The sequence below is a fragment of the Lactobacillus sp. ESL0261 genome (assembly GCF_003693025.1).
GTDB classification, from domain to species: Bacteria; Bacillota; Bacilli; order Lactobacillales; family Lactobacillaceae; genus Lactobacillus; species Lactobacillus kullabergensis.
On the sequence record NZ_REHN01000005.1, the window covers coordinates 178,458 to 199,623 of the forward strand.

General features: G+C 33.7%; 17 protein-coding genes. 15 read left to right on the top strand and 2 right to left on the bottom strand.

The window, feature by feature from the left end:
- The first annotated feature begins 126 nt into the window (after window positions 1-126).
- The 8 genes from F5ESL0261_RS03415 to F5ESL0261_RS03450 all read left to right on the top strand — a co-directional run bounded on the left by F5ESL0261_RS03415 (window position 127) and on the right by F5ESL0261_RS03450 (window position 9,409).
- Entirely contained in the window at window positions 127-1,833 is a 1,707-nt protein-coding gene (locus F5ESL0261_RS03415) for an SH3-like domain-containing protein (RefSeq protein ID WP_233560889.1), read from the top strand.
- 524 nt (window positions 1,834-2,357) lie between these two features.
- Complete coding sequence (locus F5ESL0261_RS03420) at window positions 2,358-3,332, top strand: zinc ribbon domain-containing protein (RefSeq protein WP_122052165.1); 975 nt, start codon at window positions 2,358-2,360, stop codon at window positions 3,330-3,332.
- A gap of 23 nt (window positions 3,333-3,355) precedes the next feature.
- On the top strand, window positions 3,356-4,765 hold the full coding sequence (locus F5ESL0261_RS03425) for a zinc ribbon domain-containing protein (RefSeq protein ID WP_122052166.1): 1,410 nt from the start codon (window positions 3,356-3,358) through the stop codon (window positions 4,763-4,765).
- A 91-nt stretch (window positions 4,766-4,856) separates the two neighbouring features.
- Window positions 4,857-5,348, top strand: coding sequence for an SLAP domain-containing protein (locus tag F5ESL0261_RS03430; protein ID WP_045927813.1), 492 nt, complete (start codon window positions 4,857-4,859; stop codon window positions 5,346-5,348).
- Window positions 5,349-5,418: 70 nt separating this feature from the next.
- Window positions 5,419-5,847, top strand: coding sequence for a GtrA family protein (locus F5ESL0261_RS03435; protein ID WP_045927814.1), 429 nt, complete (start codon window positions 5,419-5,421; stop codon window positions 5,845-5,847).
- A 335-nt stretch (window positions 5,848-6,182) separates the two neighbouring features.
- Window positions 6,183-7,346: a hypothetical protein gene (locus F5ESL0261_RS03440; RefSeq protein ID WP_147446223.1), complete on the top strand. Its 1,164-nt coding sequence runs from the start codon at window positions 6,183-6,185 to the stop codon at window positions 7,344-7,346.
- Window positions 7,343-8,302: a glycosyltransferase family 2 protein gene (locus F5ESL0261_RS03445; protein WP_122052168.1), complete on the top strand. Its 960-nt coding sequence runs from the start codon at window positions 7,343-7,345 to the stop codon at window positions 8,300-8,302. The genes F5ESL0261_RS03440 and F5ESL0261_RS03445 overlap by 4 nt, the downstream gene beginning before the upstream one ends.
- A gap of 54 nt (window positions 8,303-8,356) precedes the next feature.
- Complete coding sequence (locus F5ESL0261_RS03450; RefSeq protein WP_147446224.1) at window positions 8,357-9,409, top strand: hypothetical protein; 1,053 nt, start codon at window positions 8,357-8,359, stop codon at window positions 9,407-9,409.
- A 324-nt stretch (window positions 9,410-9,733) separates the two neighbouring features.
- Here F5ESL0261_RS03450 and F5ESL0261_RS03455 read toward each other — a convergent pair whose 3' ends face one another.
- Both F5ESL0261_RS03455 and F5ESL0261_RS03460 read right to left on the bottom strand, forming a co-directional pair.
- Window positions 9,734-10,180: a Fur family transcriptional regulator gene (locus F5ESL0261_RS03455; RefSeq protein ID WP_223896895.1), complete on the bottom strand. Its 447-nt coding sequence runs from the start codon at window positions 10,178-10,180 to the stop codon at window positions 9,734-9,736.
- An 87-nt stretch (window positions 10,181-10,267) separates the two neighbouring features.
- Window positions 10,268-11,704 carry an APC family permease gene (locus tag F5ESL0261_RS03460; protein ID WP_122052171.1) on the bottom strand — a complete coding sequence of 479 codons (1,437 nt, stop codon included), beginning with the start codon at window positions 11,702-11,704 and terminating at the stop codon, window positions 10,268-10,270.
- 164 nt (window positions 11,705-11,868) lie between these two features.
- Between F5ESL0261_RS03460 and F5ESL0261_RS03465 the strand changes: the two genes are divergently transcribed.
- The 7 genes from F5ESL0261_RS03465 to arcC all read left to right on the top strand — a co-directional run bounded on the left by F5ESL0261_RS03465 (window position 11,869) and on the right by arcC (window position 21,074).
- On the top strand, window positions 11,869-13,395 hold the full coding sequence (locus tag F5ESL0261_RS03465) for a GW dipeptide domain-containing protein (protein ID WP_122052172.1): 1,527 nt from the start codon (window positions 11,869-11,871) through the stop codon (window positions 13,393-13,395).
- Window positions 13,396-13,640: 245 nt separating this feature from the next.
- Window positions 13,641-14,621 carry an ornithine carbamoyltransferase gene (gene argF, locus F5ESL0261_RS03470; protein WP_122052173.1) on the top strand — a complete coding sequence of 327 codons (981 nt, stop codon included), beginning with the start codon at window positions 13,641-13,643 and terminating at the stop codon, window positions 14,619-14,621.
- Window positions 14,622-14,941: 320 nt separating this feature from the next.
- Window positions 14,942-15,997 carry an ornithine carbamoyltransferase gene (gene argF, locus F5ESL0261_RS03475; protein WP_122052174.1) on the top strand — a complete coding sequence of 352 codons (1,056 nt, stop codon included), beginning with the start codon at window positions 14,942-14,944 and terminating at the stop codon, window positions 15,995-15,997.
- 20 nt (window positions 15,998-16,017) lie between these two features.
- Window positions 16,018-17,367 (top strand): MATE family efflux transporter, encoded by a 1,350-nt coding sequence (locus tag F5ESL0261_RS03480; RefSeq protein ID WP_122052175.1) that lies wholly within the window; start codon window positions 16,018-16,020, stop codon window positions 17,365-17,367.
- A gap of 1 nt (window position 17,368) precedes the next feature.
- Window positions 17,369-19,006, top strand: coding sequence for an amidohydrolase (locus tag F5ESL0261_RS03485; RefSeq protein ID WP_122052176.1), 1,638 nt, complete (start codon window positions 17,369-17,371; stop codon window positions 19,004-19,006).
- A 4-nt stretch (window positions 19,007-19,010) separates the two neighbouring features.
- A complete protein-coding gene (gene aguA / locus F5ESL0261_RS03490) occupies window positions 19,011-20,102 on the top strand; it encodes an agmatine deiminase (RefSeq protein WP_109586098.1) in 1,092 nt (363 codons plus the stop codon).
- A gap of 15 nt (window positions 20,103-20,117) precedes the next feature.
- The gene (arcC, locus tag F5ESL0261_RS03495) at window positions 20,118-21,074 is read left to right on the top strand and encodes a carbamate kinase (RefSeq protein WP_122052177.1); all 957 of its coding nucleotides are present in this window, start codon (window positions 20,118-20,120) and stop codon (window positions 21,072-21,074) included.
- Window positions 21,075-21,166 lie beyond the last annotated feature (92 nt).

The following is a 21,166-nucleotide window of genomic DNA, read 5'->3' on the forward strand; positions in this document are numbered from 1 at the left end:
AAGTACAGTGCTAATTAAATCACTTACATTACGTGCTGTCAATGAAAGTGTATTAATTTTGTATTCTTTTTAATGAGGTTTTTATTATATAATTTAAAGGTAAACTTAAATATTGGAGGATATATTTTGAAGCTTTGTAAGAAAACAATAACCTATTTACTGACTATAGTTGCCGGACTATTGATCTATACCGGTTTGTCAACTACATCAGTTGCGGCAGATTCCAGTAGCACTCAGCCGCCAGTTCAAGATGATAATAATAAATCATCGAATAGCTCAACTGATGCAAATTCTGATAATAATGATACCAATAAATCTGGTCAAACTGATCAAAATGGTACAGGTGATCAGGATAATACTAAACCTAAGCCAAAACAGGTTGTTACTGGTTTTGCTATGATGACAAAAGTTGCCGGTAATAAGAACTATAAGGTTTGGAAAGAAGTTAAAGACGGCAAAGTTAATACTAAAGTAGCTGATGGCATTAATTTTCAGTACAGTCACATTCAGTCGGATCAACTGATCGAAACCAAGAAATATCGCTATTGGCGTATTTATGTCAATGGTCGTGAAGTAGGTTATGTAAATGAAAATTACTTTGACAGAAACAAAATCGCCGTTCCTAAGACTGTTACTTTGGTTCGCAATGAGTTTTATGACTTTTCAACAAAAGATGCAATTTCATATGTTACAAATAGTATGGGAACCGTAATTGACAACAGTCAGGTAATTGTTTCTAAAGATAGTATAAATTGTGGTACTCCTAAAACATATAAAGTGAAATATACATATGGAGACGCAACTGCCACCGTTAAAGTGACTGTAAGAAAGAGTACTAAAGAAGGAGTTGTTGATGCAGATACATTTAATTCCTTCCCTGCTCAACCGGGCACAAATGATTATCAAGCTTGGAAAACTCATTATGGTTCATCCTTAAATTATGTTAGTCCAACAGAGTATAGCCCTGAAGATAGTAAACATACTTTAACTAGTGGTGATTTAACTTTAAAGACGAAATTTTACCAGCCAGTTTTACTCAGTGTGGCAGATCCGACAGATGATAACATTAATCGTGTCGGTCATATTCCAGAAGGAGTAACCGTTTCTGATGGTTGGGCCTATACCAGTCTTTTGAGCCACACAGATGTGATGTCTGGTCACATTGTTGGTTATGATTTGAACAAATTAACTAATCCATATAATTCACAACACTTACTTGATATGACCCAAAAGAAGTTTAACAATTATGTTAAACATATTAAAGTAAGTCCATATATTCCAATCGGTCACGGTCAAGCTATGGGCTCAAGTGACAAATACATTTATGTTTTAAACAACGACAATACGTTAAAAGACACAAATAATTCTGAAGAATTAATTCAAATACGTAAAAGTGACTTGCAGATTAATAAAATTTGGACAATCAAAACGTGGATTGATGACGGCAAGACTAACCGCTATTTCCATAATGGTGTGATGATTTCTGACTATGACATGTATACCGTTTATCATGACACTGAAAATAATTGTTATGAATACTGGGAATTTACTCGTACCGGTGATAACTGGTATCCAAAATTAGTAGGAAAAACTGATGGCAACTTTGTTAATAACAATGCACCTGTCCAAGGTTTTACTTATGATCCCAAGCATAAAAACTTTTATTTAGCCTTTAACGATTTGATTTTTAAGATTGGACGCAACGGTAAAATAAAGGATACTTATTCATTTGATACTGGTCGTGAAATCGAAGGACTATCAGTAAGTGATAATAAGTTATATGTAAATCTAGCTCAAAGAGCTGAATTACTCGTAAGTATGAATATCAATTAGACAAAGTAATTTGAAATAAGAGCTGAAAAGCTCTTTTTTTGTTTGCGATTAAAAAAATTCCTTTAATAAAAATAAAATTACACGTTTAGAAATCCTAGAGTTAATTATATCTTACTAATTTATTGCTTTATAATTACACTTATAAATTATGAATAAATAATAATATTGTATAAAAACAAAAAGCTAAAAAGCATTTTTAGTAGTCAAAACGCTAAATTTGGTCTAAACCGTTTTTGTATGTTCATAAATGAAAAGTATACTCTCACTATAATCTTTATTTTTATTATTTTTATATGATGTTCCAAAACCGCTACAGCAGTTTTATTATAATTTATAGCACTTTTAAAATTAGTTTTACGTATTAACTAAAGTAATGGTGTACAGTATAATATTTGGTTATTTTGGTAGGAAAAAGACATATTAATTAATCTTCTATTTATATAATATAATAGAAATAATCATAATAGATATATTTAAGTTAAAAATGCCGGATTTGAATACTTGTTATTTATAGGAGAAAATAAATGAAAAAATGTCCCAATTGTGGTGCCTTAATGGAAGCTGACGTTAACTTTTGTACTAAATGCGGTACGGACTTGCGTAACATCAACAATGCTCAAGCTAATAAATCAGAACTTAAGCCAAATGTTAACTCACCAATTATTCCGGAAAGAATTGAGCCGGAGCATATAAAACAAAGTACAACTCTAAATGATCAGCAATCTACTTCTGAGCGAAATAGTCAAATTGAAAGCCAGTTTGCACAAGCTAAGGCCACGCCACCAAAACCGCAAAATTATGTTCAACCAGCTGTTTCAAATCAAGAACAAGCTAATAATCAATATCAAACTTCAAGTAGTGCAAGAAAAGAAAAGTTCAACAACTATTGGCAATGGTGTGTGGCATCATGGAAACGCCCATTCTCAGAACTTACTGGGGAAAGTTGGTATGGTTGGGTGACTATCCTCGCAGAAGATATTGTGCTGGTTTTAGGAATATATTTTGGAATGAAAGCTGTTGCTAATAGGTATGGTGCAAGTACTTTTGGTCTAGGAGATACAGTTTCTGGAATTGCCTTTAATTCTACAATTGCATTATTATTTTTCTCAGTCCTTTTTGAAGTGATAGTTATTGGTGGCTATTATGCTGCTTATAGATTTATTTATGGTCACGGGAAAAATTTGCTTGAATTTGTTAATTCTGGTGTTCATTGTAGTAATTTGAATTTGATCCTGTCCGTTTTAACTTTTGTTATTATGCTATTAGGTTCAAGTAATGACTCAATGGCAGCTTTATTGTTTTTGCTAATAATTGCAAACTTCTTTATGGGTTTTCAGGTGACTACTTTAGGTGAAAATCTTAAGCCGGTACATGACAAAATGTACGGCTACATCATTTCTTTCTTTATTATCATTATTGCTCTAATAATTTTATTTTCGCTGATATATAGTTCAGCTTATGATTCATTAATGAACCAGTTGTTTTCAGCCTTTAGCTGATAAGGTTAAAGGAGTAAGTAATAATGAGTGAAAAAAGATTTTGTCCCAATTGTGGCACAAAGTTAGAGAACAACGTCGAATTTTGTCCTAACTGCGGTTTCAAATTAGAAAAAAAAGAGCATGCCAGTCCATCAAGACAAGCATATCAGCAAACAGTTAGGAAACAGACCTCATCTCAAGGACGTAAAGCTTATCATGCTCAACCTATGAAGAAGAAAACGAAAGTTTTGCTTACTTTGGGTGTAACATTTTTAGCAGTTTTTACAATTTTTTATGCTTGGGGCTCAAACCATTATTCAAAAGAAAATCAAATTAATAGAATTAAAGCAGATTTAATTGATACTAAAGCTGGATTAGCTAAAGATGTTGTTGCAGATGATTCTGCTATGCAGGTAACAGATACGGCTTTAAAACCAACTCAGACTTATTTTGCGGAACATCATAAAGCTGCTAACGAGCTAATTAATTATTTAAAAGAAGATGCTTCATTCAATAAAATTCATCTTGTTCAATCTGGTCATCATATGTTGCTTTTTCCGAGATATGTTTTAAGAGTGCCTACGATTTATGCAACTGTAGCCACTAATCATTCAAATTCTTCCATAACTGTCAATGGTAAACACATCGGTCAGGTTAAACCCGGGAATTTTGCTAGTGAAAAACAAGATAATAAATATGGTGTTAAATTAAGACACTTGTTCGTCGGAACGTACCACATAAAAGTCAAGTCTAATATTTCAAACAGGAATTTGTCGACAACTTCAAATTATGACTTGTGGTCCAGTGGCACAGTTGATATGGGAATTAGGACTGAAAGCTTTACGGTTAAAAGTACTCCTGGTGCAATTCTTTACTTGAATGATAAAAATGTTGGCACTTTAAACAAAAAAGGTCAACTTACGTTTAAAAACTATCCAGTAACCGATAAGTTGAAAATTTATGTTAAGGCTAAAGTTGGTAGTAATACTATTAAATCTCAAGAATTGAATTATGGTGATGTGCAATATGATGATGCAAATGATAGTCATAAGACCATTGAGCCTAAGTGGGATGGTTTAATTGCCAAAGAAGATGCCCAAGAAATATTAGAGGACAATTTTAAGGATCCCGATGAAGATGCTTTTGTTAATGGTGCGGAAAACAAAAGTTATCAAGAATTACGCAAAATGGACAAGGGGTATGACGAAGATGACGACATTGACAGTTATGATATGTCATGTTCTGTTATTTCTGTCAGTCCAGCACCAAATAAGTCTAGCAATGTAGTTTATAAAATTACCTTTACTTTTGAAGTTGGCGATACTGAAAGAAAACAGGTTTTGCTGTATAAAGGTGCTTCATTCCGTTCTTCTGCTAGCGATGATGAAGATAATGAAAGTCAAAAAATTAAATCAATTGGAACAGGCAAAATAGTAAGTGATAAAAGGTATTAGTTAAGAAATTCAATTTAGAAGTAATAATATATAAATGTGTTCATTTTCTTTACCGGTATGTTTATCTCAAACACTAAACAGGAAAAATAATATGGAATCAAAAAATATACACAGAATAATTTTCAGTTTTTTAATTGTTATAACGTTAATAACATGCGTAATTGGCATCCTGCGAAATAATGTTGCAGCTTCCAGTAGAATTCATCATGGCTCTCTTTTGCATTGGGAACGTGTATTCAGTTATCAAGGAAAAAAGGGACATCGAAAACTAGATTATGTCAAAACCGGTAAAAAAGTTCTTTTACCGGGAGATAAAGTTCGCATATATGGTAAAGAAAACAAATATATGTATAAAATTGGCAAAAATCGATATTTACCGATTGTAGCAGTTGACGGTGTTAAACGTATAATTAAGAGAAACACTTACTATTACAACGATAAAGAAAGGCCAATTAAAAGCTGTAAACTGTATAAGGGGCAAACGGTTAGAACCTATGTGCAGATGTCTTTTCTAGGTAAAAAAGATCATCTTTACTATGAAACTCATTATGGCTGGGTTAGGGCAAAGGACATAAAAAAATAAGCTGAAATAACTAGCCCTAATATAAAAATATTATTTTGCTTAATTTTTTAATTGTATAAAATACTTAGTAATGAAAATAAAAACTTTGATTGTGAAATATTGGCAGATGATCGCATACCTGATTTTTGGTGGCTTAACTACTTTAATTAATTTGTTATTATTTAATTATTTATATACTTGGAAACATATGACTGGCTACCAGATGGCCACCTTTGTGGCTTGGCTGGTGTCAGTCATTTTTGCTTATGTTACCAATAAACTATACGTGTTTCATGCACATTCTCGTACAAAAAAGCAAATGATTCGAGAAATTTTTTCTTTTTTCTTCTGGAGAATTCTCAGCTTATTAATAGATTTTTTAATTCTGAAGATTGGCATTGGTATCATGAATGCAAATGCTTTTTGGGTAAAAATTGTCGATAACGTAATTGTCATTATTGCTAATTATCTATTTAGTAAAGTATTTATTTTTAAAGATAAGACTCGGCCAGGTAATTAAAAGATGTGGTTAGATTTAGGAAGAATGTAAATCGTGAACAAATGAATATAAATTTTTCAAATTGGATATCTAAACTTTTAAAACTTTGTTTTTTATTATTTAGCTGTCTTGTGACACTAGGAATTTTAACTTATTGCTTCCTTTTATATCAAATGAGGGGACTAAAAAGTAGTGTATTATTAATTTTTTGTATGATTTGTGCCTTTTTAGCAATAGCTTTTGCGTGTTATATTTTGGCTATAATTCCTGAAAGCGAGAGAAATAATATAATTGTTTTGTCTATCTTGCTTATTGTCTTTGTTTTGATTAGTTGTCTTTGGATCTATAAAACACCTATGCAACAGACAAGTGACTATGAAACATTTTGGCAAACAACACTTAAAGCATTAAAAGGTAAAGCAATATATCAAACTGACAATAATTATTTTGCCAAATGGGCATATCAAACTGGGTTTTTAACTTATTTAATGTTGGTTGTTAAGTTTTTGGGGACTCATATTAGAATTTTGCAATTACTGAATATTTTCTATCAAGTTATTATTTTGATTCTTTTATACTGCATAACTAAAAGGCTTTGGCAGAAGATAATCTTTTGTCGCTGGTGTGTTTTCCTAATGGCAATAAATATGGAATGGTTCTGCCTAAATAACCGCTTGAGTAATCAATATATTGCTATGATGTTCTTTTTAGCAAGTTTGTACCTCATTATGTGTAATTACTCAATTAAGACCTGGTTATTAGCTGGTATTTTTTTAGCAATAGGAAATTTTTTAAGACCTATAGGCGTCATTTATCTTGCAGGAATAATAGTTTTCGAAGTGATTTATAGTATTATTGATCATTTAAAAAATGGTAAACAGAATTTTTTAAGGTTACTTACATTTATTTTGACATATTTTCTGCTTTTGACTGGATTTAGTTTAGCAGTGAAAGCTACAGGTTTGAATGAATATGGTTTAAGTAATCGTGATAGTTTATGGAAGTTAGTTACCGGCTTAAATTACCAGTCAGCTGGCACTTATAGAAAATTTATAGATGAAAAATTTAACTTAACTGAATCACGCGTGGAAATGGCACAAAGGGAGGAAGAGGTAACAAAAGAAAACGTGCAGTACCTGAATCATAATCATCTATGGCTAAAACTTTTTATTCGGAAATTTAATTGTTTATGGTCTTATCCATCTAACAGTTTAAACTATGCCTTATCTCGCAAAAATTGCGGGTACCTGACCTATTATCTGCTCCTAATTTTGGCCTACTCCATTAATGCAGTAGAAATGATTTTTATGTTAATAGGAGCTTTTAGTCTTGTTACTAAGAAATTACCAGATAAAGCATATTTATTAATATTAATTCTTTTTGCGTACGTTGCAGCGCAGTTAATTATTGAGGTCCAGGGTAGGTACAGAATTGAATTTACGCCAATACTAATTATCTATTCCTTGTTTGGAATTCAAACAGTTTTACAAAAATTTGAGAAAAAGGAAGTACAACTATGAAAAAAGGTAAATTGTGTATAGTTGTACCTTGCTATAATGAGCAACAAGTTTTGCCCAAATCGGAGCCAATTTTTAAAAAAGTAATTGAACGACTAATTGGAGATCATCAAGTAGCAGAAACTAGTCAAGTGGTTTTTGTCGATGATGGTAGTACTGATAAAACTTGGCTTTTGATCAAGCAGTATAGCAATGAAGAACATGTTTCAGGCTTAAAATTAAGTCGCAATTTTGGTCATCAGGCTGCTATTTTTGCGGGTATGTCTGCGGTTAGTGATGCAGATATTGTAGTAACGATTGACTCGGATTTACAGGACGACCCTAATGTTATCATCAAAATGGTGGCTAAATATTATGAGGGTGCACAGGTAGTTTATGGAGTGCGGAATAATCGTCAAACTGATAGTCGTTTTAAACGTATTTCTGCCAAAATATTTTATAAGCTAATGAACTGCTTAGGTGTCAAAATGATACCAGATGCAGCAGATTTTCGTTTACTGAGTCATCAGGCAGTAGTGACTTTAATAAATTATCCTGAGCGAAATTTATTTTTACGAGGTTTAGTTCCACTGATAGGATTTCCTTCAGCAAAAGTATATTACAAACGGACTGAAAGAGTAGCTGGTAAATCAAAGTACCCCTTGCGGAAAATGATTAACTTAGCCTTAGATGGGATTACTTCTTTTTCAATAGTTCCTATTAGATTAATCATGAATTTAGGTTTATTAATTGTCTTAATTGCACTAATTTTGTTAATTTATACTTTTATTCAAAATGCTAAAGGCAATACCGTTTCGGGTTGGTCATCCTTAATGATCTCAATTTGGGCTTTAGGCGGGGTTCAACTTATTTGTATTAGCATAATTGGTGAATATGTTGGCAAAATTTTCAAAGAAGTAAAAAAGCGTCCGCGATATACAATTGAAAAAGATCTTTATCATAAAAATAATGCAGACTAACTTATGATGATATATTAAAATTTAAAAATTAAAGAAAGAGTTTAAAATTCAAAAATGAAGTTCTTGAAAATGTTAGGTAAGTTAAAAAGGTCAAAAATACTGCAATTTTTGGCTTTTTCATCTTCAGTGCTTTTATTGTTATCTGCTTGTAGTCAGCAAAAACAAACAAAATCTGCTTTTGCTCCCAAAATAGTAAAATCAAAACCAAGTGAATATAATTCTAAGACTAAATCTACACCTACCAAAGGTAAAGCAATTGATTCCAGCATAAATCCTAAAAGAACAGCTACTGTCATAGCGGTATATGCTGCTAAAAAATATGGCAGTGACTGGCAAAAAACATTAACTGAAGAAAAAGAAAACGGAATTGCTGTTGCTGTTAAAAATAGCGAATATTTTCCTCATGTACCTTCGAGCTTTGGTGTAGTTTACCAAATAGGGGATCATGAAGTGCTTTATACATTAAAACAAGTGGGTCATGATAATGTTGTCTATTTATATACGAACAATGGCTTGAAAGAGTTGGGTCAAGCAACATTTAGAACTATGAGTCAATACTTGAAAGAAAATGGCTGGGATTATTTAATTAGAGAATATGCACATAAAACTAAGATTTTTGATCTAAGGATCAGTCCAAAGCTAATGAGTCAAAAAATGCAGGGTGATGCTGGAGCTTTCATCATGCCGTTAGTTATGCGAGGTAACTGGTATAGTTATTTTAATAAACGTATGAATACTACGACAATTGGCCCAAATTATACTATTGAAAATGGTGAAAAATATGAACTGCATCGGATCGATAATAAATTTTTGGAGCATAAGACTTATGGAGAAATGTCTAAAAACTATCAAATAAGAACTGAAAACTGGGAAATGACAGGAGAATTGAACAGGAAGATCCATGGCATCAGATGGATTAATTTTCGAGCTTGGATGCAGGGAGCAGGAGATGGCATATATTATGGTCTGCATTCAGAAATGGGTCAACCAGTTTTAGTTGCTGCAAGCGGTGCCTCAATAGCAACTGATCAAATTTATTGGAAGACACCGCAACTTGCCATGCAAAATAAAAATAAAAAATTTAGCGATTTATATTATCTTAGGTAACTTGCAAAGTTAAAAAATGAAATCAATAGCTATAAATTCAAAAATATCATGATTAAAAGAGATTCATTAAGTAGGGTAGAATTAATTTTTATTTTGTCACATTCCTCTGAAGTAACTTACTTTTAGTACAGAACAAAAAGGTTGTATTGATCTATATTGGTTCTCAAATTTCAGCTTGTAGAAGCAAAATTGGATCAATTAGCAAAAAGCAATGGTAAATAAATCTGGTTAAAGAAGGTTACCAATAAATTATTTATGATAAATAAAAAAAGAGCCACTTTGATGTGACCACCAAATTTTTCTTAAATTGAGGAGTCGTATCATTCAGCTCTTTTTTTCTTTCTTTTGGCATTCAGGACAGATACCGTATATTTCAACATGGCTAGAGGATGTGACGAACCCAGTTTGCTTTTCGGCTTCTGTTCTCATGCGGTTTTCAATTGTATCAAATTCAGGATAATAGACGTCAGCAATTTTGCCACACTTTTTACAGATAATATGAAAGTGTGGTTTGACAAAGTAATCGTAGTGCAGAGAATCATCGCCATTTTTTATTTCAATCACAATTCCGGCATCAACTAATTTGTTTAGAGTATTGTAAACCGTAGCACGATAAGTAGGTTCATCACCACTAATTGCCGAAAAAATTGTGGCTGCAGTAGGATGATTATGATGTGCCATTAAGTATTCTAATATTTTTAAACGGGGTTTAGTTGCTTTTAAGTGATGGTTACGCAATAAGTCTTCAGCGTCATCATGAAAATTAGGCAAAATTCTCATCTCCTTTATTATTTAGTTATAGTTTAGCATTTTTGGTAAAGAAAAAACCGCCTTAAGCAAGGCGATTTTATTTAATTATTATTTTTCTTCTTGACGTCTTCTGATAGTTGGCATAATCAAACCAAGTAGCAGTAATACTACAGGGGTAGCGATATTTAGACATAATGTAAATGGATCAGATGAGTACATACCCATTAAACAGCATGCAATAGTAACTGCCAATCCCCAAAGGCCAGCTATATATGCCAGCCATTGGTGCTTGGTCATTTGGTAGTTGTCAAAACCCTTGTGGAACTTTTCATGTTGTTTTCGTAAAGCCAAATATGCAATGAAAACCCATAGATAACGCATTGGCATTACAATAGAATTAAGCTTGACCAGTTGCGCCATTACTGCTTGTGCATCAGGCATAACGGCTTGAAGTGCTATAATTCCACCCGAAAGTATAACAATCATCCAAATACCATTAATGTAGGCACCATGTTTGTTAACTTTTAAGAGCTTTTTAGGAATGAAGTCTTTAGCTTCTTTGCCTCCTAACAGCATTCTAAGAGGAGCATCAATACTTATAACCAATGCGGAAAATTGACCTATCACATTGCACCAGGCATAAATGTAGAGGAATAATCCACCAACCCCGTAATATTCACCCAATTTTTGAAAGGCAATGTATGGACCGTTTGAAATGTATTCATTCAAATTGCCATTAACGGTCTTTGGATCAAACATTAATGCTAAAGCTATTGTGCCCAAAATAGCTGAAATCATTACCATTCCGGCCAAGCCCAACATCGCTTTTGGAAAATTCTTTGAAGGATTTTTTAATTTATTAACATATGGCGAAATCTTCTCTGCTCCACCGACAGCAAATACTAAAATGGAAAGAGAAGTAAAATACTTAATGTTAAAATCTGGCACAAAGTTCTGCCAATTCCAGTTAATAGTATTGAAATTAGTGTGCGGATTAATCATTGGCGCCGCAAACATCATGATAATAAATAAAATTGACATGATGAACATTGAAGTACCAGCGATTGTTGACAAAGTTTTAATTACTGGAATTCCCCGACTGGCTACCCAGCAAAAGAATAAAAAGACTACTAGTGTAGCTAATTGTGTCCAAGCTGTTGGCAGACTGTCGTACCAGTTAGTATTTCCAAATATGCCCCAGGCCATGCCTCTCAGGCCACCTGTACCTTTACTGGAAATGTAAACTACGTGAACAGCCCAAAAGGTCCAGCCAGCATAATAAGCCCATTTAGGTCCAATGGTGGCGTTAATCCAAGAAGCAACACCACCTTCAGAATCCTTAAAAACAGACCCCAGTTCACCAACCATTAATGCATAAGGAATAAAGAAAAGCAGGAAAATAACAATCCAGCTGAAAATTACCTTAGTACCATCAAAATATATAAATCCGTTAACAACGTTGCCGAAGCTCCATACTATAGAAAAAGCCATAGTAGCAAGCGTTGTCCACATCATCTTTTTAGAATTGTTTGGTGTTTCACCCATGAAACTACTCCCTTATTTTAAGATAACAATTTTATTATTTTAGCTTAAATGGTTATAAAAATCTAATAAGAAGTAGTTTATTTTTATAACGGCGGTAATTATTGATTTATGCCTGAAAAAGTGCAAAACTGTTATTATATTATAAAGAAGGGTTGTAAGCTTTAATGGAAAAAAAATTTAAAAACAAATTGCTAGTTGCTGGAACGATAGCAGCAGTTGGCTTATTTGTTGGGAGTAATAATTCATACATTTCTGCTAAAAGTTATCATAAGGCTGTTACTAAGATAGCTGGCAATGGCAACTACGCAGTTTATCATAGTGCATCAAAGAAGGGACCATCTGGCAAATTCACCTCTACGAAGTATTTCAAACACGCACAGATTCAGTCTAAGAAGTCTATTGCTACTAAGAAAGGCAAGTTTTGGAAAATAATTGTTGATGGTCGCACAGTTGGTTGGGTTAACCAAAACTTTTTTGCCAGAAATAAGATTTCAGTAGCCAACAAAGTTAGTTTAGTACAAAATAATCAATATTCATTTAATACTAAAGATGCGATTAATTATGTGACTGATGATACTGGAACCGCTGTTGATGCAAATAAAGTTAATGTTTCTAAATCTAAGATTAACTCGGGTACGCCAGGAAAGACTACTGTAGATTACAGTTATGGCAAAGCTAAGGCTAGCGTAGACGTCACAGTTCGCTCTGACAAGAATGAAGGTATTGCAAGGGCAAATAAAACTCCTAAGAATGGTCCAAAGGAAGTTTCTACGTGGAAGGGCAGTTCTAAGTCTTCATCCAGAAATTGGAATGCAGCTCATCACTATACTCCTGAAACCAGATCTAATACTTTTAAAGCTAATGGTTTAACTTTGAGAACTAAGTTGTTCCAGCCTCGATTTGTGAGTCTTGACTACAATAAGGCAGGAGATAAAATGGGTCAGGTAGGTGTAATTCCTGAAGGAATTACTGTTCATGGCTCGAACTTCACAGTTGCAGTCTTTAACTCAAGCAAAGCACAAAACGGTCACTTAGTTTCTTATGACTTAAAACACATTAACAAGTTTAAGGCACAAAACTTATTAACCCTAAACTGGTCAACTTTTAAGAAATATGCATCACATATTAAAGTTAGTCCTTATATCAAACTAGGACATGGTCAGGCTATTGGTTCATCTTCTAAATATGTTTACGTAATTGCCAATAATAATACTTCAAGCAATTCAGATGCTTCTGAAGAAATCTTGCAAATACGTAAGTCAGATATGAAGATTAATCAAATTTGGACCTTTAGAATTTCTAATTATGGTAGTCCAAGATATATTCACAATGCTACATTTGCCGGTGACAATACAATGTATTGCCTGTTCCATAATGGTGGCCACGGTTATTATGAATATTGGAAAGTTACCCGCAGTGGTGACACCTGGACTCCAGTTGAAGTTGGCGCTACGAAAGGCAACTTTGTAAGCAATCATTCTCCAGTTCAAGGATTCACTTATGATCAAAAGCACAGTCAATTCTATGTTGGCTTTAATGATTACATCTTTAAAGTTGATAAAGATGGTACATTTAAGAAGACCCACCATTTGAATGTTAGACGTGAAATTGAAGGGCTATCCTCTTATGGCAATAAGCTTTATGTTGAGTTTGCTCAAAGAGGGGAATTAACAGCCGGTAACACGAATTAAAAATATATACTGAGCAGCTTGATAATCAAGCTGCTTTTTTTGTTTATCATTTTTGAACTTGAGATAAATGAAAAATACTTTCAATTATAAGTTTAATTTAAAATTTATACTTCAACTCTTACTTTAAAATGTTTTAAAAGTAATTAAGACTTTTTATATTCGCCTCCAATTAGTTTAAAAAAAAGCCGAATTCCTGTATTATGGTACGCAACAACATAAATAGAAATTATTTTAAGGAGGATTTTTTGGTTAAAAGAGACTTTATTGATACCTGTAGCTTTTCAAAAGATGAAATGCAATATTTAGCTGAGCTGGGTATTAAAATTAAAGCAACTATTAATCATGGATATTACCCATCGTTATTAAAAGGAAAAAGTCTGGGTATGATTTTTGATCAGGTATCTACAAGAACACGTTGTTCAGCTGAAACTGCCATGACTGAACTTGGAGGTCATGCATTGTATTTAGCACCTGGTCAAATTCAATTGGGAGAAAATGGTCATGAAGGCTTAGCTGATACGAGTCATGCTTTAGGTGACCTGGTTGATATCATTGGGGTTAGAACTGCCAGTCATGACGATATTGTTGAAATTGCTCAAAATTCACCTGCACCTGTAGTTAATTTTATGAGTGATAATGATCATCCAACACAAGCCCTTGGAGATTTAATTACAATCAAGGAATTTTTGCCTCAAGGGAAAAAACTATCTGATGTTAAGCTGGTTTTTGTGGGGGATGCAACTCAGATTACAGTTTCAGCACTATTTTTGTGTGCACAAATGGGGATGCACTTTGTTCAGTATGGTCCTGAAGAAAAGCATCTGCCTTTAGAAATATTGGACAAAGCCACAAAAATGGCTCAAGAAAATGGTGGCACAATTACACTATCTGATGACGAAAAAGTTTTAGAAAATGCTGATTTCCTTTATACAGATGTCTGGTATGGTCTGTATGAGCAAGAACTTGATAAAGAAGAGTATATGAAGATTTTTTATCCTAAGTATCAGGTTAATGATGATCTGCTAGCTAAGACAAAAAATTCGTCCGTTAAGTTCATGCACTGTTTGCCAGCAAACCGGGGCGAAGAAGTAACGGCTTCTGTACTTGATGGCAAAAATTCAATTATCTGGCAGCAAGCTGCAAACAAAAAAACAGCAATGAGAGCAGTATTTACGTATTTGCTTAAAGGTAAGTCTTTAGATGTTTTAAATGAAATTACAGAGTAAATAAAATAATATAAAAGTTTTTAGGTTTAAATAATTTTTACAGTCAATCTATTAAATTAGATTGGCTTTTTTTGAATTTTGCCGAAAATATCAACATGAATCATGTTTCATTGATAATACATTGTTTGACTTTATGACTCAACCAAAAAACTAGATATTAAGGTTATGTTTAGTGGTGAATTATGTTTCATAAAATGAAACGCTTCTACAGCAATCAAAATCCCATTGCATAAACATTGAAATCGATTTCAAATTATTGAATATCCATGTATATTTGTGATTGTAAAAGATAATTTGTTAGTTAAAAAGGAGAATTAAATATGAAAAAAAGAGATTACATTGATACTTTTACTTTTTCGCAAAATGAAATGCAATTTATGGTTGATTTAGGGATAAAGATCAAAGAATCTATTAGAAATGGCTACTATCCGCAACTATTAAAAAATAGAAATTTAGGAATGATCTTTGAACAAACTTCCACTCGTACCAGGAATTCTGCAGAAGCTGCCATGTCAGAACTTGGAGGTCATGCACTATATTTAGCACCTGGTCAAATTCAATTAGGAGAAGGCGGACATGAAAGTTTAAATGATACAGGTCATGTATTAGGTGAATTACTGGACATAATTGGTGCCAGAGTTAATCGTCATGAAGAGGTTGAAAACCTGGCCAAGTTTTCAAAAGTGCCAGTAGTCAACTTTATGAGTGATGAAAGTCATCCCACCCAGGCGTTGGGAGATCTGATAACTATTGAGGAGAATTTGCCAAAAGGAAAAAATTTAATGGATGTAAAGCTGGTTTTTGTTGGTGATGCAACTCAAGTAGCTATTTCAACTATGTTTTTCTGTGCACAAATGGGAATGGAATTTGCTCAGTTTGGTCCTAAAACTAATCAAATGCCCAAAGATGTTTTAGAACATGCAAAAAGAATAGCTCAAGAAAACGGTGGTTCAATCGAAATTTCTGATGATGAGGAAGTTTTAAAAGATGCTGACTTTATTTATACCGATGTTTGGTATGGCTTATATGATAAAGAATTACAAAGAGACAAATATATGAAGATTTTTTATCCTAAATATCAGGTTAATGATCAATTGCTGGAAAAAACTGGAAACAAAAATGTTAAATTCCTACATTGTTTGCCGGCTTCTCGTGGTGAAGAAGTAAGTGATTCTGTTCTCGATGGTGAGCATTCACTAGCATGGGATCAAGCAGGTAATCGTAAAACAGCTATGCGGGCGATTTTTGTTTATTTGCTTAATCCTAGAATAAAAATGGCTTCAGATGCTTTAAAGAATAAATATAAAGGCGAACTTGAAGAAATGCTAGTTAATGAACCTTATAGAGATAACGATGATCTGAGTATCAAATATTAACTATGGTTTAGGTAAGAACTATGCAATCTGAAAATACTCAAACAAATGAGTTTGAAACTAAAAACGTCAATCAATTATTTCTGAAATATGGGTTTGTTACACTTGCAGGCATGTTTGCACAATGTGTAATGGTTATTCTTGAGGCTATTATTACTGGAAATGGACTTGGAGCGGAAGGATTGGCAACTGTCAGTATCATTATGCCTCTTGAACTTATTAATGATGCTATTGGAACTGGGTTAGGTATTGGAATTACCACTATTGCAGCCCAGTATAAAGGACAAGGAAAAGAAGAAGAAGCCAGAAAAATTTGGAATGATGGCGTCTGGTTTACATTGATCTTTTCTATTATCTTAGCAACCTTAATCGCTGTATTTGCTGAACCTGTTGCAACGGCACTAGGTGCTCGAGGACCAGTTAAGCAAATGTCAATACAATTTATCAGGGTGTTTATGATTAGTTACCCATTTTGTTTCGTAGGACAAATTGGCATACCTATGCTTAGGGTTGATGAAAAGCCGGGACTGGCAAGCTGGATCACTGCAATCGCTGCTTTAATAGCAATTAGTGAATTATACTGGGGCATTTTTATTGCCCATATTGGTATCATCGCCTCAGCTATATATTATGGCTTAAGTATAGCTCTTTTCTGTTTTTCTTTTGTTCCTTTCTTCAAATCTACGAATAAATATCATTTGTCTTTTGATCTAAAGTTTAATTGGAAGGACTTAAAACACGCAATTGTACTTTCCATGCCTTTTATACTAATAACTTTGTCAAGTGCTGCTTATAACTGGATTATGAATTTAGTATTAGGCCATTTTGGAAATAACTATGATATTGCAGCCTTTGGACTCATAAATGGTTACATATTTTATGTTTTAAACATGATAACTACCAGTTTAATGCAAGGAATGCAACCAATTGCAAGTGACAACTATGGTGCGAAATTAAATTCACGACTGGCACAATTGCTTAAAGTAAGCTTGATCTCCAACATTGTTTCTGTTGCAGCTTTAACTGCTATTTTTGCAGCGTTTGCACGACCAATTACATCAATTTTTACCACGAATAGCCAGGTTGTTAATATCACGGCAACCTCCGGCATTGTTGTAGTAGGGTTAACAGCCTTAGGTTCTAGTATCAACATGATGTCTGGCTACTATCAAGCTGTTGGACAAGCTGGTATTTCAACCTTTCTAGGTACATTAAAGTTTTTAATATGTGCTTGCCCTCTGGCATTGCTGCTAGCATATACAACAGGTATTAAAGGAATTTGGTTTGCTCAACCAATAGCAGACATAATATCTTTTGCTGTCGCTCTGTTTTTATTAGTAAAAGAGCTTAGAAAGCTTAGAAAGAAAAATTAAAATGATTTGTAAAGCAGATATTATCATAAAAAGCAGTCAGATCTGGACTGGCAATATCGATGAAACTATATATGGTGGAATTGCAATAAAGAAAAACAGAATTCTGTATGTTGGATTTCAAGATTTGGATAAATATATAGGTCCAAATACGAAGATTTTAGATTACGGTGACCAATTAGTGATTCCTGGAATTCACGATGGTCATGTTCATATGCTGATGACTGCATTAATGAATTCAGGAAAATGCCCGTCCTTATATGATGCAAAATCAGAAAAAGAATGTGTTGATATAGTAAAGCGTTATGATAAACCGCAAAATTTAATTGGTGGATGGATAATTGGTATGGGATGGTATCAGTTACTCTGGGACAACAAAAAGTTGCCAACGAAGAAAAGCTTAGATAATGCTTTCCCTGATACGCCCGTTTTCCTAATGGATTCTAATGCTCATACTACATGGGTAAATTCTGAGGCTTTAAGAAGGCTTAATTTCACACCACAGAATACTAAAGATAACATTGATTTTGGTAAGTTTGAAAATGGAGAATTAACTGGAATTATTGGTGAAGCATCTTTTATGAAGTTGAGCAGTCAAATTATGACTGCAGATGAAAAAACCACTTCCAAGCTTTTTATTGATACTATTAAAAGAATGAATAGCTTTGGAATAACTCAAATAGATGATGTTGCTGGAAGCGCTGTTCCAGATTCTGATCAGATTGCTGATCAAAGCTGGAAACAAATATACAGTGAAAATAAACTAAACATACGTGTAAACCTGTTCCCGACTCTCTTAGATGATTTTTCTCGGATTCATCAAATAGAAAATAACTGCGGACGAGCTACCGGTGATTCCATGATTGGTATTGCTGGCGTAAAATCTTTTTTTGATGGTGTTTCAAGTATGCATACAGCTTATTTATCAGAACCCTACAGTGATGCACAAAATCCTGATGATAGGGGTCATTTGACAATAAAACCAGATGTTATGCAGAGAAGAGTTTTAAAAGCTGCAAAAGAAGGTTATTGTGTGAAAATTCACGCTATTGGTGACGGTGCGGTAACTGAAGCATTGAATGTTTACGAAAATGTAGAAAAAGAACTGGACAATAAAGTTTTATCCAAAGTACAGTTTAATATTGAACATTTGGAAAACATTGAGGAAAAAGACATTGAAAGATTGAGAGACTTAAATGTTATTGCTTCTGTTCAACCAGCACATGCACTAATAGATCCGGCGGGTGAAGAGAAAGATCTTGGTGAAAAAAGGACAAAAATGATGTGGCCCTTCAGGCATTATCTGGCAAGAGGAACAAAAATCGCATTTGGTACTGATTCACCTGTAGTTGATTTCAATCCATTCGAAAATTTATACAATGCCGTAACTCGTAAATCAATTAATGGCGGAAAACCATGGGAATCTCAAAACAGTATAAATATTCAAGAAGCATTAAGAGCCTATACTTTGGGATCGGCAAGATGTTCAAACCGGCAAAAAGATTTAGGAACAATAGAAAATGGAAAATTAGCTGACATTGCTGTTTTAAATTGCAACATACTTAAATCTTCACCAGAAGACTTCTTAAAAACTAATGCAGTTATGACAATGGTTAATGGAAAAATAGTTTATGGAGGATAATAAAATGAAAACATTAAATTCAAGTCCCAAAAAAGATGGCTATAAAATGCCAGGAGAATTTGAGGAACATAAAGGTGTATACATTCTCTGGCCGGAAAGACCTGATAATTGGCGTAACGGGGGCAAACCGGCTCAAAAGACTTTTGTGGAAGTTGCTACCGCAATTTCAAAGTTTGAACATGTAACAGTGGGCGTTAATGACGATCAGTATGAAAATGCATGTACTTTGCTGCCAGATAATATTGAGGTTATTGAATTATCTAACAATGATTCATGGATTAGAGATTGTGGTGCCACTTTTGTTAGAAATAACGAGGGAAACATTAGAGCAGTTGATTGGCATTTTAATGCTTGGGGAGGTTTAGTAGACGGCTTATACTTTCCTTGGGATAAAGATGACAAAATTGCACGAAAAATGGCTGAGCTAGAACAGGTTGATCGCTACAGGCTGGATGATTTTACTCTTGAAGGAGGGTCAATCCATTCTGATGGTGAAGGTACAGTGATTACGACAGAAGAGTGTCTTTTATCTAAAGGTAGAAATCCGCAATTATCAAAAGATCAAATAGAGCAGATTCTTAAAGAATACCTAGGTGCTGAAAAAGTTATCTGGTTGCCAAAAGGGATTTATCAGGATGAGACAAATGGACACGTTGACAACATAGCGAATTTTGTTTCACCAGGTCATGTTGTATTGGCTTGGACAGATGATGAAAGTGATCCACAATATGAAGCATCAAAAGCGGATTTAGATGTTTTAAAGAATACAAAAGATGCTAAGGGAAGACAAATCGAAGTTACTAAGCTATATGTGCCAAAACCAGTGAGAATTACGCAAAGCGAAGCTACTGGAGTAGATTCTGTTGATGGTACTCTACCTAGAAAAGAGGGCGACAGGCTTGCCGCTTCCTATGTAAATTACTATACGGCAAACGGAGGAATTGTTTTCCCAACGTTTAATGATCCTAATGATGAAAAAGCTAAAGAAACATTAGAAGCTTGTTATCCGGACCGCAAAGTAATAGGTATACCTGCAAGAGAAATTTTGCTTGGAGGTGGAAATATTCATTGCATCACTCAACAAGTTCCAAAATAGAGAAGGGATGAAAGTATGTCTGCTAAAATTCTGGTAGCTCTTGGTGGAAATGCTATTTTGACAAAAGATGCAAGTGATGTTGCCCAAAAAGAAGCTTTAAGAAAAACTTGCAAACAACTAATTAAGTTTGTAAAAAAAGGAAATAAACTGGTTATAACTCATGGTAATGGTCCGCAAGTAGGAAATCTACTTTTGCAGCAGGCAACAGGCTCAACCAAAGATAATCCATCAATGCCAATTGATACTGCAGTAGCTATGACTGAAGGAAGTATAGGATACTGGCTTCAAAACGCTTTAGATGAGCAATTAGAATGTAATAATTTAAAGCAGTCGGCAGCAGCTGTAATAACGCAGGTTATTGTTAATCCAAATGATCCGTCTTTTAAAAATCCTTCAAAACCGATCGGTCCTTTTTACAGCCATCAAGAAGCAAAGCAAATAAAAGAAAAAAACAGTGAATTTAAGTTGGTTGAAGATTCAGGCAGAGGCTATAGAAGAGTTGTTCCTTCCCCTCAACCTTTAGTGATAAAGGAAAGCAAAATTATAAAAGCAATAATGGAATCAGGTAATATTCCGATTGCCGTTGGTGGAGGTGGAACACCAGTTGTAGAATCTGGCGATCGACTTATTGGGAAAGAAGCGGTTATTGATAAAGATTTTTCTTCAGAAAAGCTTGCTGAACTAATTAACGTTGATAAACTTATTATTTTAACGGCCGTAGATAATGTATATTTGAATTTTAATATGCCAAATCAAAAGAAACTTGAAAAAGTTGAGGTTAGTGAAATTAAGAAATACATTGAGCAAGGAGAATTTGCTGCTGGTTCAATGTTACCCAAAGTACAATCAGCGGTCAGATTTGTTGAAAATAGTAAAAAACCGAATGCTGAAGCTGTGATCACGTCTTTAAATAATATAGAAGATTATTTAACAAAAGGAGCAGGTACAATTATTAAAAAAAGTATTGATTAATTGAATACATATAGATTTTAATAATTTTCAAATTGTAAAAAAGTATAATCCTTATGGAATTGGATTATACTTTTTTATTATTCTCAATTATA

Bases quoted from the DNA above. Each gene is read 5' to 3' on its own strand.
- F5ESL0261_RS03420 (WP_122052165.1), top strand. From the start codon at position 2,358: ATGAAAAAATGTCCCAATTGTGGTGCCTTAATGGAAGCTGACGTTAAC.
- F5ESL0261_RS03425 (WP_122052166.1), top strand. From the start codon at position 3,356: ATGAGTGAAAAAAGATTTTGTCCCAATTGTGGCACAAAGTTAGAGAAC.
- F5ESL0261_RS03430 (WP_045927813.1), top strand. From the start codon at position 4,857: ATGGAATCAAAAAATATACACAGAATAATTTTCAGTTTTTTAATTGTT.
- F5ESL0261_RS03435 (WP_045927814.1), top strand. From the start codon at position 5,419: ATGAAAATAAAAACTTTGATTGTGAAATATTGGCAGATGATCGCATAC.
- F5ESL0261_RS03440 (WP_147446223.1), top strand. From the start codon at position 6,183: ATGCAACAGACAAGTGACTATGAAACATTTTGGCAAACAACACTTAAA.
- F5ESL0261_RS03445 (WP_122052168.1), top strand. From the start codon at position 7,343: ATGAAAAAAGGTAAATTGTGTATAGTTGTACCTTGCTATAATGAGCAA.
- F5ESL0261_RS03450 (WP_147446224.1), top strand. From the start codon at position 8,357: ATGAAGTTCTTGAAAATGTTAGGTAAGTTAAAAAGGTCAAAAATACTG.
- F5ESL0261_RS03460 (WP_122052171.1), bottom strand. From the start codon at position 11,704: ATGGGTGAAACACCAAACAATTCTAAAAAGATGATGTGGACAACGCTT.
- F5ESL0261_RS03465 (WP_122052172.1), top strand. From the start codon at position 11,869: ATGGAAAAAAAATTTAAAAACAAATTGCTAGTTGCTGGAACGATAGCA.
- argF (WP_122052174.1), top strand. From the start codon at position 14,942: ATGAAAAAAAGAGATTACATTGATACTTTTACTTTTTCGCAAAATGAA.
- F5ESL0261_RS03480 (WP_122052175.1), top strand. From the start codon at position 16,018: ATGCAATCTGAAAATACTCAAACAAATGAGTTTGAAACTAAAAACGTC.
- F5ESL0261_RS03485 (WP_122052176.1), top strand. From the start codon at position 17,369: ATGATTTGTAAAGCAGATATTATCATAAAAAGCAGTCAGATCTGGACT.
- aguA (WP_109586098.1), top strand. From the start codon at position 19,011: ATGAAAACATTAAATTCAAGTCCCAAAAAAGATGGCTATAAAATGCCA.
- arcC (WP_122052177.1), top strand. From the start codon at position 20,118: ATGTCTGCTAAAATTCTGGTAGCTCTTGGTGGAAATGCTATTTTGACA.